This window comes from Pseudalkalibacillus sp. JSM 102089, from assembly GCF_041366475.1.
Taxonomy (GTDB): Bacteria; Bacillota; Bacilli; order Bacillales; family Guptibacillaceae; genus Guptibacillus; species Guptibacillus hwajinpoensis_B.
Genome location: NZ_JBEWYW010000010.1, coordinates 22,633 through 37,972 on the forward strand (window position 1 = coordinate 22,633; position 15,340 = coordinate 37,972).

At 40.8% G+C, this 15,340-nt stretch carries 17 protein-coding genes; 2 read left to right on the forward strand and 15 right to left on the reverse strand.

Going from position 1 to position 15,340, the window contains the following annotated elements; translation table 11 throughout:
* Positions 1 to 107: 107 nt before the first annotated feature.
* The 3 genes from ABVF21_RS17970 to ABVF21_RS17980 all read right to left on the reverse strand — a co-directional run bounded on the left by ABVF21_RS17970 (position 108) and on the right by ABVF21_RS17980 (position 1,324).
* Entirely contained in the window at positions 108 to 230 is a 123-nt protein-coding gene (locus ABVF21_RS17970; protein ID WP_303533063.1) for a hypothetical protein, read from the reverse strand.
* 91 nt (positions 231 to 321) lie between these two features.
* Entirely contained in the window at positions 322 to 627 is a 306-nt protein-coding gene (locus tag ABVF21_RS17975) for an AzlD domain-containing protein (RefSeq protein WP_371018707.1), read from the reverse strand.
* Positions 620 to 1,324: an AzlC family ABC transporter permease gene (locus ABVF21_RS17980; protein ID WP_303533066.1), complete on the reverse strand. Its 705-nt coding sequence runs from the start codon at positions 1,322 to 1,324 to the stop codon at positions 620 to 622. Before ABVF21_RS17980 ends, ABVF21_RS17975 begins: the two co-directional genes overlap by 8 nt.
* Before the next feature lie 113 nt (positions 1,325 to 1,437).
* Between ABVF21_RS17980 and ABVF21_RS17985 the strand changes: the two genes are divergently transcribed.
* Entirely contained in the window at positions 1,438 to 2,007 is a 570-nt protein-coding gene (locus ABVF21_RS17985) for a helix-turn-helix domain-containing protein (RefSeq protein WP_371018708.1), read from the forward strand.
* A gap of 298 nt (positions 2,008 to 2,305) precedes the next feature.
* On the opposite strand, the gene ABVF21_RS17990 is transcribed toward ABVF21_RS17985, so the two are convergent.
* The 10 genes from ABVF21_RS17990 to ABVF21_RS18035 form a co-directional block, all read right to left on the reverse strand.
* On the reverse strand, positions 2,306 to 3,703 hold the full coding sequence (locus ABVF21_RS17990) for a dihydrolipoyl dehydrogenase family protein (RefSeq protein WP_303533069.1): 1,398 nt from the start codon (positions 3,701 to 3,703) through the stop codon (positions 2,306 to 2,308).
* Positions 3,703 to 4,854 (reverse strand): dihydrolipoamide acetyltransferase family protein, encoded by a 1,152-nt coding sequence (locus ABVF21_RS17995; protein WP_303533070.1) that lies wholly within the window; start codon positions 4,852 to 4,854, stop codon positions 3,703 to 3,705. Before ABVF21_RS17995 ends, ABVF21_RS17990 begins: the two co-directional genes overlap by 1 nt.
* A gap of 14 nt (positions 4,855 to 4,868) precedes the next feature.
* A complete protein-coding gene (locus ABVF21_RS18000; RefSeq protein WP_371018709.1) occupies positions 4,869 to 5,864 on the reverse strand; it encodes an alpha-ketoacid dehydrogenase subunit beta in 996 nt (331 codons plus the stop codon).
* Entirely contained in the window at positions 5,861 to 6,925 is a 1,065-nt protein-coding gene (gene pdhA / locus ABVF21_RS18005; RefSeq protein WP_371018710.1) for a pyruvate dehydrogenase (acetyl-transferring) E1 component subunit alpha, read from the reverse strand. Before pdhA ends, ABVF21_RS18000 begins: the two co-directional genes overlap by 4 nt.
* Positions 6,926 to 6,948: 23 nt before the next feature.
* On the reverse strand, positions 6,949 to 8,049 hold the full coding sequence (locus tag ABVF21_RS18010; RefSeq protein WP_371018711.1) for a Glu/Leu/Phe/Val dehydrogenase dimerization domain-containing protein: 1,101 nt from the start codon (positions 8,047 to 8,049) through the stop codon (positions 6,949 to 6,951).
* A gap of 25 nt (positions 8,050 to 8,074) precedes the next feature.
* Positions 8,075 to 8,470 carry a thioesterase family protein gene (locus ABVF21_RS18015; protein WP_371018712.1) on the reverse strand — a complete coding sequence of 132 codons (396 nt, stop codon included), beginning with the start codon at positions 8,468 to 8,470 and terminating at the stop codon, positions 8,075 to 8,077.
* A gap of 213 nt (positions 8,471 to 8,683) precedes the next feature.
* Positions 8,684 to 9,478 (reverse strand): ABC transporter ATP-binding protein, encoded by a 795-nt coding sequence (locus ABVF21_RS18020; RefSeq protein WP_194220237.1) that lies wholly within the window; start codon positions 9,476 to 9,478, stop codon positions 8,684 to 8,686.
* Positions 9,444 to 10,478 carry an ABC transporter permease gene (locus ABVF21_RS18025; RefSeq protein WP_371018713.1) on the reverse strand — a complete coding sequence of 345 codons (1,035 nt, stop codon included), beginning with the start codon at positions 10,476 to 10,478 and terminating at the stop codon, positions 9,444 to 9,446. The genes ABVF21_RS18020 and ABVF21_RS18025 overlap by 35 nt, the downstream gene beginning before the upstream one ends.
* Positions 10,479 to 10,581: 103 nt before the next feature.
* On the reverse strand, positions 10,582 to 11,553 hold the full coding sequence (locus ABVF21_RS18030; RefSeq protein WP_371018740.1) for an ABC transporter substrate-binding protein: 972 nt from the start codon (positions 11,551 to 11,553) through the stop codon (positions 10,582 to 10,584).
* A 228-nt stretch (positions 11,554 to 11,781) separates the two neighbouring features.
* Complete coding sequence (locus tag ABVF21_RS18035) at positions 11,782 to 12,750, reverse strand: NAD(P)H-dependent flavin oxidoreductase (RefSeq protein WP_303533076.1); 969 nt, start codon at positions 12,748 to 12,750, stop codon at positions 11,782 to 11,784.
* 170 nt (positions 12,751 to 12,920) lie between these two features.
* Between ABVF21_RS18035 and ABVF21_RS18040 the strand changes: the two genes are divergently transcribed.
* Positions 12,921 to 13,445, forward strand: a complete 525-nt coding sequence (locus ABVF21_RS18040) for a gamma carbonic anhydrase family protein (RefSeq protein WP_194220240.1) — start codon at positions 12,921 to 12,923, stop codon at positions 13,443 to 13,445.
* 42 nt (positions 13,446 to 13,487) lie between these two features.
* Here the strand turns inward: ABVF21_RS18040 and paaX are convergent, their stop codons facing one another.
* Complete coding sequence (paaX, locus tag ABVF21_RS18045) at positions 13,488 to 14,381, reverse strand: phenylacetic acid degradation operon negative regulatory protein PaaX (RefSeq protein WP_303533077.1); 894 nt, start codon at positions 14,379 to 14,381, stop codon at positions 13,488 to 13,490.
* A gap of 94 nt (positions 14,382 to 14,475) precedes the next feature.
* Positions 14,476 to 15,252, reverse strand: coding sequence for an enoyl-CoA hydratase-related protein (locus ABVF21_RS18050; protein ID WP_303533078.1), 777 nt, complete (start codon positions 15,250 to 15,252; stop codon positions 14,476 to 14,478).
* Between the last annotated feature and the right edge of the window lie 88 nt (positions 15,253 to 15,340).

The following is a 15,340-nucleotide window of genomic DNA, read 5'->3' on the forward strand; positions in this document are numbered from 1 at the left end:
ATATTTGGCTCATTTAACCCCTGTGACGAACGATCGAATGAACCAAAAATCGAACCTAGCTCTAAACAAACAAAAAAGAGCTTTCAAGAAAGCTCTTAACTAACACGTTACTTTTTATTTTGAAAGAACAAGTCAATGAATGAGGATATTACTTCGACAGATTGGAACCAGACGAGTGACACGGCGGTCATTGAGAAAAACCCAACCATCAAAATACGAAACAAATGCATGTTTCATTCCTCCTCTTTAACTCTCAATATTTTGTTTGATCTAGTTATATCACAAAAATCAAAAAATTCAAATCAATTAATTTCACATTTACTAAATAAAATAGGCATACGTACTGAGCGCTGCAACAGCAAACATAACAACAACAATTAAATTCGCCCCAAGGTATGCTGCGACGATTGCTGCCACTGCCCCAATAACACCAAACATCATATCATCATTGATTGTTAAAATACCCGGAAAGATGAGCGCACCCAAAATCGCGAAGGGAACGTTCTTTAGTACATTTTGAATAACAGGCGGTATTTTATCAGAATTAAAGAATACGAGTGGAATCATTCTTGGAATATAAGTGACAACTGCAAGTCCTACAATAAGCCAAATCATAGAATTACTCATTCGTTCCCCTCCCTACAAACCATTCAACAATTATGGAAGAAAGCAGAGTGGCAATCACGATAGCCCAACCTGTTGGAAACTGAGCCAACGTAAGAATGCTATTAAATATTGCAGCTAACGCTGCAAGAAAAAGCACTTTCTGACTTTTTTTAGCAGAAGGAATAAGTAACCCTACAAACATGGCATAAAGCGCAACACTCATACCCTGCTGAATCACTTCAGGTAGAGTTGCCCCAGCAATGTATCCTCCCCCTGTAAAGATGACCCAACTTGAGTAGGAAATCAGACATAATCCAAACATATAACCTGTTGTCAAAGTACCTTTTTTTGTTGCGGAAACGGTAAACGTTTCATCAGTAATTCCAAAGGCGTAAACAGCTTTTTTCCATGGAATATCTGCTTCTATTTTTTCATTTATAGAGGCACTCATCAATAGGTGGCGAATATTAACAATAAAGATTGTAAAAATAATCTCAAAGGCACCTGTCCCAATGGCAATTAAACTAAGCGTAATGTATTGAGCAGCACCTGCAAAGACGAGAATACTCATAAGGACCGCTTCATAAAGCGTTAGTCCTGTTGTTCTTGCAAGTAAGCCAAATGTGAGAGCAACCGGCATATATCCGACAGCTATGCTTACACCTGCTTTTAATCCATCTACAAAATCAGAATCACTCTTTGTTACGATAGCCTCCATTTTATCCCTCCTATTGCTCTAAACTGTCTATTATATTAAACTTATTGTATGTTATATTATACATTTTTTCAATATAAAGAATAAATATGTATCAGCTAAAAGAGGAGTATTCCATGGAAAACCAATCCCTAACAAAACAAATTGGCGAAAAACTAAAAAAGCTTCGTCTTGAAAATAAGTTAAGTCTCGATCAACTATCCGCTCGATGCTCAGTAAGCAAGCCAATGCTTGCTCAAATTGAACGAGGTGCGTCAAACCCAACCGTTAATACACTATGGAAAATTGCAAATGGACTTGGCGTGTCTTTCACGGCATTCATCGATGCAGAACAGCCGGTTATCAAGAAAGTCAATCGATCTGAAATCGAACCATTAATTGAAGAAAGCGGAAAAATGAAGGTCGTCCCGCTCTTTCCGATGGAACCAGGAAAATCGTTTGAAACGTTTTATATTGAACTTGAACCAGGATGTGACTATCATTCTAATCCACATCCTGATGGTGTTGAAGAATATTTATTTATTGAAGAAGGCAGTATGACCCTTGAGGTCGATACGCAGTCATACATCATTTCTAGTGGAGAAAGTTTAAGATTCACTGCAAATTATCCACATTATTATCGAAATCCTTACAGTGAATCATGTAAAGCTATGATGATCATTCACTATCCGAGTTCTATACGTTAAGACAGAGAGTTATACGGAAGATATAGTTCTCCCCATTTATTTCAAAAAGTTCTGTAGGAGGTCTTTGTGATGAGGAAAGCTTTATTTATAGTGACTCTACTGATTGTAATAGCGTCTTTTTCCATCAACCTTTTTATCGAAAACAGTTCCCTACAAACAATCATTAACATGACCGGATTAATTGCTATACTTTTACTAGCTATTTTCACAAGAATACGAACTGCTAGGATTAAAAAACATTGAATTCCCCCATATAAAAGACCAGGCGAGCGAAAATATTCGCTCGCCTGGTCTTTTATCATCTAACTTTTGTTTTCACTTCAGATTCAACAGTCATTTCAACCGCTTCTGTCCAGGCTTCACCATATCCTGGATGCGGGGAATAAGGATAGACAAAATCTTCGTCCCTTGCCCCCATCTCAAGAGCTAGCGTTGCTTTTTCGATCAGTTCAACAGCACCAGCACCCACAGCATGAAATCCTAGAAGCACATGACTCTGTCGATCTCGAATGACTTTGATCCGACCTTCTGTATGGCCCATGACTGTTGCATAACCATTTGCTTGCATAGAAGAACTTGCCGTCATAAACTCATACCCTGCTTCTTTCGCTTCTTTCTCCGTTAAACCTACAGATGCTACCGGAATTTGAGTTTGGATGACTTGCGGAAGACAATCGAGTGTAAAAGCGGCTTTTATACCGCAGCAGCGATCGGCCGCCGTCTTGGCCTGCTTAATTCCCTTCGCAGCAAGCGAGGGTCCCACAGTTACATCACCACAGGCATAGATCGTTGGTATTGACGTTTCACATCCCTCAGAAATGTGAATATATCCATCATCTTGTAAGTCAAATCCCGCTTGATCCAATCCAAGCGAATCGCTATTATGAATCCTTCCAATCGAATAGGCAATTATTTCTGTTTCTAATTCAACGTTTTCTCCGTTTTGGTTACGGAATATCAATCCAAGACCATCGTCCTTTACACTGCAATCAGATACTCCTCTGAACACCTGAACCTTTTGCTTTTTAAATTGCCTTTTGCATTCACGTTGAATGCTTTCATCCCATTCAGAAAGAATCGCTTCTTGGTCTGTCACAATCGTTACTTCTACACCCAGCGAGCGAAACGTACTCGCCGCCTCTACCGTAAGATAATCTGCTCCAAAAATTACAAGTCGATTAGGCAGGGAGGATAATGCATAGAGCTGTTCTACAGGGAAAATGTTTTCTTTTCCGCTTGAAATGAAGGATGGAGTTTTTGGTCGACTCCCCGTTGCAATAATCGCATCGTTAAATGACCAAACTTCAAATTTCTCCCCTTGTTCTACACCAATTCGCTCAGAAGATAAAAACGCTGCATTTCCCTTTACACGGTCGATGTTATTTGACTTAAAACGCATCTCAAGACCTTTTTCCATGGAATCGATCATGCGATTTTTCTCGCTATGCCATTTTTCCATAGAAAACGATGACGCTATCGTTACCCCTGGAGCCGTTTCCTTCATTTTTCTCGCTGAAGATGCCAGTAGTTTTGATGGTATACATCCTCTATGAAGACATTCCCCACCTGATCGAGATCGATCTACCATAGTAACGTCTCTTCCATGCTTCGTAAGTCGAAGAGCGGCTTCATAACCAGCTGGCCCTGCGCCAATCACGACAACATCTTTTTCATGAATGATTTCACCTACAACCATTAGACAAGCTCCGTTATAAATAGAGAAGGTTGTTCAATCAATTCAATAAAGCGATTCGTAAAGCGCATAGATGTCCCTCCATCTGCGATACGATGATCAAACGTCATTGATATCGACATTATTGAGCGAATAATGATTTCGTCTTTTTCCGTAACAACTGGCATTTTTTTTGTTTTATGGAAAGCAAGTAAAGCCGCTTCTGGATAATTAATAATCGGCGTAGCCCCAGTGCTACCAAGCGGTCCTGCGTTACTAATCGTAAATGTACCAGATGAAAGGTCTTTGCTTTTGAGCTGATTACTCATAGCGGATTGATGAAGGTTTTTCATCTTAGTGTGAATGCCTTTAATTGAAAGTTTGTCACAGTCGTGAATAACAGGCACAATGAGCCCTTCCTCCGTATCAGTTGCTAAACCAATATGGATATTAGGGTTTAAATAAATGAGACCTTCCTCTTCTTTTAATTCCGAATTGAAAATGGGAAATTCCTTAAGTGCAAGGCATACTGCTTTAATATAAAAGGCAGCAACAGAAATAGATACCCCACTTTTTTCTTGAAGTGTCTTTTTCATCTCTAATACATTCGTCACATCTACTTCATCAAAATGTGTAACATGAGGTATTGTGAGAGTAGATTTTTTCATTTTTTCTGAGATTTGTTTCCGTCTCGCTGAAAATGGAATGGTATCAGTTTGTAATAGATTCGTTTCGTTTGCTTTTTCTTGCTCTTGAGGCTCTCGAGGACTTTGTAACGTGGCAATATGTCTTAAAACATCTTCGTCTGTAATGCGTCCCCCTGGCCCGGTACCTGTTACCCTCTCAATATCAACGTCATTTTCTCGCGCTATTTTCCTCGTGAATGGGGCAGCTAAAATTCGTTTCGTTCGGTTTGGAATAAGTGTTTGCTCCACGTGTTGAGAGATTGGAGAGATGGTTAATAACGTACCGCCCACTTCAACTACTTCACCTGCCGCTACATGAATTCTTTCTACTTTCCCCGCCAGCGGAGATGGAAGCTCAGCGGTTACTTTATCAGTCTGCACTTCGACCAACGGCTGATCAATTATGACTTGATCACCTGGTTTAACAAGCAGCTGTACAATTTCACCTTCTGACATCCCTTCTCCAATGTCATGCAATTTCACGTCCATATACGATCCCTCCTTTAGAAACGAACTGTTTCTTCAATCGCCTGCAGAACTTTACTAGCATCAGGTAGATAATCATCTTCGAGCGTAAATAACGGCACTGGCGCATCGTAGCCCGTTACTTTTTTTATCGGTGACTTCATATAGAGAAACGAAGTATCGTTAATGATTGAGATAACTTCACTTCCTACTCCTCCAGACGAGGCAGCTTCATGAATGATAACCGCTCTCCCAGTCTTTTGGACTGATTCAGAGATCAATTCTTTATCAAGTGGATAGAGACACCTGAGGTCAATTACATCACATTCAATTCCATTGGAAGCTGCTTTTTCAGCAGCTTGCTCCGCCACTTTCATCATAGCTCCCCAAGCAAAAAGAGAAACATCACTACCATTACGCCGTCTGTACCCTTTGCCTAGTGGTATCGTATAACTTCCCGTTGGTACATCACCTTTGCCTGTGCGATACATCCTCATAGGCTCTAGAAACAAGACTGGATCAGGATCTTTTATACTGCTAATAAGGAGCCCTTTTGCGTCATGTGGCGTTGATGGCACGACAACCTTCAACCCTGGTATGTGAGCAAATAGTGCTTCTGTACTATCGCTATGAATTTCTGGTGCTCTTACACCGGCCCCGTAAGGCACTCGAATCGTCAAAGGTACTGTATAACGACTTTGCGTTCTCGTTCGAATTCTCGTCGCATGTGTCATGATTTGATTAAAACCTGGATAGATAAACCCTAGAAACTGTATCTCCACTACTGGTATAAAGCCATTCATCGCAAGTCCTATCGAAGTTCCTATTAAGCCTGACTCCGCAAGCGGCGTATCTATGATTCTGTCATCACAAAAAAGTTCATAAAGCCCATCTGTGGCTCTGAAAACACCGCCATTTCTCCCAACATCTTCCCCAAGTACAAGAACGGACTCATCTTCTTCAAGCATCACCTTTAAAGCTTCCGTAATGGCCTGCACCATCGTTAGCTTTTTCATATTCACTGCTATACTCATTTTTCACTCTCCTTGTGAAAAAAGCGCTCTTTTTGTTCCTGTACTGGCCAAACGCTAGTGCCGAACACATGATCAAACATAAGAGCTTCATCTGATTTCTTTGTCTTTTCCATTTCCGAGACAGCAGTATTTAATCGATCTTCTGCTTCGTTCTTGAGCTGTTCCACCCACTCAGATTCCCAAGCATTGCGAGCTTTAAGATATTCCTCCACTCTCTTAATGGGATCTTCCATCTGTCTTCTCCGTTCACTTTCCCCCTGATCGCGATATTTCGAAGGCTCATCTGTCGTCGTGTGTGCCCCATAGCGCCACGTAACGGCCTCAATTAACGTTGGCCCTTCGCCCTTCCTCGCTCGCTCTACGGCTTTCAATGTTTCACTATAAACAGCAAAGACATCATTGCCGTCCACTCGTACGCCTGGCATATCATAACCAAGTGATTTCTGAGCTATCGTCTTAGAGTTCATTTGTCTTTCAAGAGGAACGCTGATCGCATACCCGTTGTTTTGGTTAAAGAATACAACTGGGATTTGAAACACACTTGCAAAGTTTAGCCCTTCATGAAAATCCCCTTCAGATGTTGCCCCGTCACCGAAATACACTATAGAAACTCGATCGCTTCCTTTTTTCATCTCCGCCCACGCAGTACCTGTAGCATGAAGAATTTGCGATGCGATTGGAACAGATGGCGGGAAAATATGTTTACCCTCTGGTGGGACACACCCCTCAATACAACCTTTCCAATATAGAAAAATATTAACGAGGGAATGTCCGAAAGCAGCTGTTGCAGCATGATCGCGATACGTTGGGAACATCCAGTCTCCATCTTCTAAAGCAAGCGCACTTCCGATTTGAGAAGCTTCCTGACCCTCGAATGGAGCATACGTACCAATTCGTCCCTGACGCTGAAGATTGACTGCTTTTCGGTCAAACATGCGTGAGAACGTCATTTGCTCATAAAAGCGCCTGGCGTTCTCTACTGTGACATATTCACTTTCTTCCAATTGCCTACCTTCCCCATTAACGAGTTGTCTCAACGGAAACTGCTCAACTAGATCCATTGACATCCACCTTTCATTCTATTTTAAGAGCGAACTGTCCATTTCCCAGGTTTCTTATGTGCAAAAAAACTATTTCTTCGTTTTCTACTTTCCAAACGCTTTTCGCAAAAAAGATTCGCTGCTTTTATCGTAGAAAAAGAATGCGTCTCGGCTTGCTCAAAAATAGATAGCAATGTATCATAAATGGCTTTCGTTTTTTGCAATACTCGTTTTGGATTTGGCGTATAAAGCTCGTCAGATACTTGAATCAAACCGCCGCTATTTACAATATAATCAGGAGCATAAAGAATGCCGCGTTCATTTAACAAATCACCATGCTCATTTGTTAAAAGCTGATTGTTAGCCGATCCAACAACTGCCCGTACTTTAAGCTTATGAATCGTTTGGTCATTAATAATTCCTCCAAGGGCGCAAGGGACAAATACATCTGCATTCGCTTCATAGATTTCGTCTCCAGAAACAACCTTCACCCCACGGTTTAGATCAATAGCCCTTTGAATCAAACGGTCGATCGCATGCTGATTAATATCTGAAACAATTAAATCTGCACCTTGCTCTAGAAGCAGTTCTGCTACTTTATATCCAACTTTCCCAAGCCCTTGAATAGCGTAAGTGCGCCCTCCTAGCTCTTCTGAACCAAACACAGTTTTGTTTGTAGCCTGTATTCCATAGACCACACCGTTAGCGGTTGGAACGGACGAATCTCCACTTCCGCCATACTCTTCCGGAACGCCGACAATGCAGCTGCTTTCTCTTAATGAATGAACGAAATTATCAGGCGTTGTTCCCATATCTGTACCAGTGTAAAACCGCCCGTTCAACGATTCGACAAACTGGCCAAATGCGCGAAAAAGCTCTGGAGTTCGATCTCTTAACGGATCCCCGATGATGACTGCTTTTCCACCACCAAAGTCAACGTCTGCGGCAGCGCATTTATATGTCATCCCTTTTGACAGCCTTAACACATCTTCTATCGCATCATCGACCGTTTCATAAGGTCTCATTCTACAGCCTCCAAGCGCCGGACCAAGTGTTGTGTTATGTATGGCTATGATGGCTTTAAGACCTGTATCGACATCATTACAAAAAAGTAACTGTTCATGCTCAATGATTCGATCAAACACGATTCTCACCCCTTTATGAAATCGCTTACATTTTAGTGCTTGCTAATTTTTCATCGATAACGTTCTTAGGAAGAATGAACTGAATCACTTTCCCTGTCCCGATAAGTTCTGATCCTCTTTTCACGTCTACTCGACTAATGACAGATTTGTGTGTTAGCGAAATGATAACGGCAAAGATCTCGACCATTTGTCCTTCGCAAGCTGGCCCTAGATGTTTTACTTCAACACCCCCACCAATACCTTCCTCTTCTTTTTCAAGAAAAGGAAGAATTAGCTGTCTTGCTGCCCATTCCATATGGTAAACCATCGAAACAGTTGAATATGCCTTGTGGACTACTTTCCCTTCAAATTTTGCATACATGTCAGGGGTTACCTCTATTTGAATAACAGCACTTTGGCCGATCGTAATACCACTCTTCACCTGCTTCACCCCTTCAACATCACGATATAATATATGACGTTTATTTAACGATATAATAACATTGCGTATATTAACCGTCAATAAATTGTCAAAAAAATCAAAACAATATAGTGAATTTCAAGATTATGAGTCAATTGACGAGCTATTATAGGAACAAATCCCCCACTTCATATTTCGCTAAGTGGGGGCTCTTACTCTTATTATCTAACTTCACTATCCTAACAGGGCGCGATCATTTGTCATTTTGGCCCCTTTTATTCGCTGGAATTCATGAAGTAACGCTTCAATCGTTAAGTTCTGTTTATCCTCTCCTTCTACTTCTAAGATAATTTTACCGCTATCCATCATAATTAAACGGTTCCCTAAATCTAAGGCTTGTTGCATATTATGAGTAACCATGAGTGTCGTTAAGTTCGTTCGCTCCACAATTTCTCCGGTTAGTTTTGTGATTAGGGCTGCTCTTGCTGGGTCAAGTGCTGCAGTATGTTCATCTAATAAAAGCATTTTTGGTTCTGTAAAGGTCGCCATTAATAAGGAGAGAGCTTGTCTTTCTCCTCCTGAAAGCAAACCAACTTTTGCGGATAAGCGATCTTCAAGGCCGAGGTGAAGTGTTTCGAGCGCTTCCTGAAAAGTTGTTTTCAGTTTCTTCGTCACGCCCTTCATTAACGTTCGTCTCCGATTTCGATTATAAGCTAATGCTAAATTTTCTTGTATCGTCATCGATGGCGCTGTTCCAGCCATAGGATCCTGAAAAACACGCCCGATCAATTTTGACCGCTTATATTCTGGTAAACTTGTAATCTTTTTTTCATCAATGAATATGTCCCCAACGTCAGGTGTTAAGACGCCAGATACCATATTCATTAAAGTCGATTTACCAGCCCCGTTACTTCCAATAACGGTTACAAAATCGCCGGTTTTAAGGGTTAGGTTAATGTCTTCTAACGCTACTTTTTCATCAAGAGTCCCTTCGTTAAATACTTTGTGAATTTGATTTAGTTGAAGCATACCCTTCCTCCCCCTCCTTCATTTCTTTCAATTTCACTTCTTGCCGGAGGCGTTTTCGCTTTTTACGGTTTCGCTCCTTCTGCCCATCAATTAATTGCGGAAGAACAAGTGCAGCAATAACGATAACTGCGGTAATTAATTTCATGTCACCTGTTTCAAGAAAATCCACTCGGAGGGCAAGACTCACAACAATACGATAGACAATTGCACCACCTATAACAGCGAATGTGGTCACAGCTATCGTCCTTGTTCCAAAGATAGCCTCCCCAATAATAACCGACGCAAGACCAATAATGATCATTCCGATTCCCATACCCACATCTGCAAATGAACTATACTGAGCAATTAACGCTCCTGCTAACGCAACAAGTGCATTTGAGAGTCCAAGTCCAATAATTGTTAGCCCATCCGTATTTGCTGAGAAACTCCGAATCATTCGTTTATTGTCACCTGTCGCTCTAAGGGCAAGACCAATTTGAGTACGTAAGAAAAGATCAGTCAAAATTTTAATCACTGTCGTAACAACAAGCATGCTTATTAATATAGCCCATGTTGAAGTGAGATTTCCTAAGCCAATACCTGATGTCATATTATTTAAAACCGAATCAAGTCCCGATGTCTCAAAAAAGCCTTCTATCTTTGTGAAAATGGATTGTTCATTTAAGAGTGGAACATTCGATCTCCCCATTATTCTCAAATTGATTGAGTAAAGAGCAATCATCATTAAGATTCCCGCAAGAAGAGGATTAATCTTCCCTTTAGTATGTAGAAGACCCGTCACACAACCCGCTAAGAAACCAGCTCCAATGGCTACAAGCGTAGCAAAAAAGGGATTTGTTCCGTTTACAATCAGAATAGCAGCAATGGCTGCCCCTGTTACGAAACTTCCGTCAACAGTTAAGTCTGGAAAATCAAGAATTCGAAATGATAAATACACTCCGAGTGCCATAATGGCATATATAATGCCAGATTCTACTGCCCCAAACATTGCTGAGCCCATTTTAAGCGCCCTCCTCTTCCATTTCATTTGAAAACACGTTCATAGTCCATCTGATAAAAATAGGTTCGAAAAAGAAAACTCTCTCTTTTTCGAACCTATTGATCTACTCGATATATTCCCCCATCTCTTCCCATTCTGTCTTCACTTCGATGCCCATTTCTTCTGCCGCTGTTTGATTCATTTTAAGTTTTAAATTCTGAGGGTATTGAACGGGGATATCTGCCGTCGTCTCTTCCCCCCTCAAAATTTTCGCAGCCATCAGGCCAGCTTCATATCCAATATCTTTATAGTCAAAGCCATATGCTGCAAATGCTCCTCGGCTAACAGAATCGAATTCTCCTGCGAACATCGGAATATCTTTATCATTCGCTACGCTGATAACCGATTCAAGTGCTGATACGACAGTATTGTCAGTTACAATGTAGATCACGTCCACCTTACCAACAAGTGCTTCTGCAGCCTGTTTAACTTCAGCTGAAGTAGAGACACTTTTCTCAACAGCCTTCAGGTCTGTACCTTCCATCGCTTCTTTTACAATGTCCACTTGCGCAACAGAATTTTGTTCACCAGCATTGTAGATGAGTCCTACATTTTTTGCGTCAAATTCACTTGCTATAAATTCAATTGTTTTCGGAATGGCTTCTGGATGTGTATCAGTCGTTCCCGTAATGTTCTCTCCCGGCTTATCAAAATCTTCAACAAGCTTTGCACCGACTGGATCAGTCACGGATGTGAAAAGAATTGGAATATCTGAGGTCGCATTTAATGCAGATTGTGCACTTGGTGTTGAATTAGCAAAGATTAGGTCGACTTCATCTCCAACTAGATTTTGTGCAATCGTATTGCTATTGTTCATATCGTTCTGCGCATTTTGAACATCGTAGGAAATGTTCTCGCCTTCTTTAAATCCATTCTCTTCAAGCGCCATTTTAAATCCTTCATAAGCAGCATCTAGAGAAGGATGTTCAACAATTTGAGTCACGCCAATTGTATAAGACTCCTTATCCTCTGCTTCGCCACTACTAGAATCCGTGTTTGATGAGGAATTGTTCGTTCCGCAACCCGCAAGAGCCATCACACTAACTAGAGAAATACCTAACCATTTTTTCCAGGATCTCAAACGCCTGTCCTCCCCCAAATAAGTTTTCTAAACTTATTGTTGTTATATTCTTTATCCACTGAAAAGCCTTGACTAAACCGGGATATCGTATCGTTATGGTACACTTGCTATTCTAGCTTGTCAACGAATATTCAAACAATTGGAATTATTTAATATATTTTAAAAATAACACTTGATATATGACTACTTCTTCATAGATATTTTCTCAAACTCTTCCAATTTGCTTTTATAAATTAGTAATGCCCCTTCAACCATGTCTTCAAATAGTTTCTGGACAGAAGGAATAGAATTAACTATCCCACTTATTTGTCCTCCATTAATAAATCCATCTCCAAGTCGTCCTTCTACTGCTCCTATCCGATGTTTCTCTTCATCAGTCATCGCCGCAAAGTCTTCAGGCTTTACTCCACTTAATTCAGCTTTTAATAACTGATCTGCGTATTCAGTTCTCAAAACCCTTCTCACTTTTCCAACAGATCTCCCAACGATAACTGTTTCAGTATCGTTAGCTTCTAGAAGCTTTGTTAGATATCGCTCATGATATGGCGATTCTTCTGTCGCAATTAATCGTGTACCCATCTGTACTCCTTCTGCCCCAAGAGCTAAGGCTGCAGCAAACCCTCTAGCATCTCCAATCCCACCTGCTGCAATAACTGGTATTTGCACACTTGCTACGAGCTGAGGAATCAGGGTCATCGTAGTAATCTCAAGTGGAGAATTAATTCCAGCTGCTTCATACCCTTCTCCTACGATTAAATCTGCACCGGATTCTTCTGCTTTTTTCGCTTGTTTGACACTAGCCGTTACACAAATAACTTTTATACCGCACTCTTTAAGAAAAGGAACATAAGGTGCAGGATTTCCTGCGGAAAGAGAAACAATAGGAACTGCATGTTTTACTGCAAGTTCACACATCCCCTTTAAATCTGTTGTAACAGTAATTGGTATGTTGAGAGCAAATGGTTTAGCTGTACGCTGTTTCATATCAAGAAGGAGGCTCTCCACTTCTTCAAGACTAAGCGTTCCAGTTCCAATCGTTCCTAGTCCTCCTGCTTCAGATACCGCCGATGCAAGAATCGGACTCGAAATATTCCCCATCCCCCCCTGTATAATTGGATAACGAATGGAAAATAGCTGACAGACTCTTTTCATTTATATCCCTCCTTTCATTCATATAACGATAATGATACGAAACTAAACATTCGTGTTATACTTATTAATAACATTCAAAGAAGATCAACATAATTCCTGCTTAATATGAAACTTCTATTTTGAAACACTGAAAAAATAGTTTGTAAGCTAAAAAAGAAGGGAGAGCAACTATGTTATTTTCATATAATCGTATAGCACCTACTCTCGCTCCAAATGTTTTTGTCGCACCCGGAGCAAAAATCATCGGAGATGTCTCAATCGGAGAGGACTCTACAGTTTGGTTTAACGCTGTGTTAAGAGGTGATGAAGCACCGATTAGTATCGGGAAAGGATGCAACATTCAGGACAACTGCACCTGTCATCTATTTGAAGGGTATCCTCTCGTTCTTGAGGATGAGGTATCAGTTGGTCATAACGCCATTCTTCATGGTTGCACCATTCGAAAAGGTGCTTTAATCGGAATGGGCGCGATCATTCTTGATGGAGCTGATATAGGAGAAGGTTCTTTAATTGGGGCACATACACTCATTCCATCAGGTAAAAAAATCCCGCCAAACAGCATGGTGCTTGGCTCACCAGGTAAAGTAATTCGTGAACTGACAGATAAAGATAGAGAGCTGATCAAGCTAACCATTGAAACTTATAAAACAAAAGGGAAAGAATTTAAAGAAAGCTCGTTCGAAATTAAAGAATAGAAAAAAAGAAGGAACTGGAGGTTAATCCTCCGTTCCTTCTTTTTATAGGCGATCCGTTAAGAGAGGATGCTGTAAGGCATCATAACCATTATCTTTGTTTGTTAACTCATTTCCTTCTTTAAAAATTTCTTCAAAGAAGCGAGAAGCCGGCTGTGCAAGTGTTCTGTAATAATCACTAAATAACGTAGCCGCATGCTCGCCCGGCCACTCTTCAGGTAATAGTTCTGAGGGGAGTCCTGGGTCAACGAAGAGAAATTTTCTATATTCATGAACCAGCTTTGCCCGTTCAACAAAGCACTCCCCATCACTCATCTTACCTTTTTCAATTTTACTTCGATCAATCACATAGCGCTCACTATACATTTGGATGAATTCACGATATTTCTTACTAATTTCATTCAAATCCCAGCATTCCTCTACAAGAGCCATGCTCTCGTGCGGTCCTTTGTAATCGGCTATAAAGAAATGGATATAATCGCGAATATCATATTTCTCAATTAGCAAATTCACCTGTTCTTCAAGATGGTTGGGAGATAGCCATAAACTAGCAGAAGAACTTCCAAAGCCGCTCCACACTAGCTCTTTACGCAGCTCATCGCGAATATGACGTTTCTCTTCAGGAATGTTATAAAGCAACATTCGCCATCTTCCGTCCCACTCTGAAGGTTGAAGTTTAAATATTCTTCGCGCAGCCTCATCCATCCTTTTAACACCGCGATCTGTTAAGTAATAAAAACTTTTGTTACCTTCTTTCCTGGATTCCACCCAACCTTGTTTACTCATTCTTGAAATGGCCGCTCGAACAGATTGATCGTTATGACCAAACTCTTTCAAAAGACGAATCAGACTTCCGATCCAAATTTCATTTCCATAATGTCTGATATATTCTCCATACAGTGTAAAAATCATTGATCTTGTATTTAACCCTTCACTCATCATCATACCCCCGCTCATCACAACTTCATTCCGTTATGAATACGTCGCTTAAATATGATGTTATACTACCAGAGCCATTGGTCCAAAGCAACTTTTACTTTCCCTTAAACACTGGTTTTCTTTTCTCTGCAAAAGCATCTAACGCTTCGAGACGATCCTCTGTTGGAATTGTTACTTCATATGCTTTAGATTCAATAGCCATACCAGTATGACAGTCCACATTCATACCTTCACGAACGGCAAATTTCGCCTGCTGTACCGCAACAGGAGCATTTTGACAGATCTCTCTCGCTAGCTCTTCACACGTACCTAGTAAATTCTCACGAGTCGTAACACCGTTTAAAATTCCGTAGTCGTATGCTTCTACAGATGATAGTTTGCGAGCAGTTAAAACTAATTCCATCGCTTTCGCTGTTCCAATCAAACGAGGTAATCGTTGCGTTCCTCCCGCACCAGGTATGATGCCAAGGCTCGTTTCAGTTAAGCCCATTTTTGTTCCTTCGACGGCAAATCGAAAATCACATGCAAGAGCGAGCTCAAACCCTCCCCCAAAAGCAAAACCATTCAGCGCAGCGATCGTTGGCTGGGGAAGCGATTCAACAGAGGAAAAAACCTCACGAATCTTCTTTACATTTCGCCGTACCTCACTTTCAGAAAGCGTTCGCCTTTCTTTTAAGTCCGCCCCTGCACTGAAAGCCCTTTCACCGGCTCCCATAAAAATAACGGCACGTACCTCTCGATTTGAGTAAATATCATCAACAATGCCTTGAAGAACTGAGAGTGTTTCATAATTAAAGCAGTTTAATACATCTGGACGATTTAACATTACGTATGCCACATGGTTTTTCATTTCATATGTAACGACAGCCATTAAAAAAAACCTCCTCTATGTTTGTAAGCATAGGAAAGAGCCGGGGGAGCTGATTACGCAATCAACCACCACGGCTACTTTCACTCTA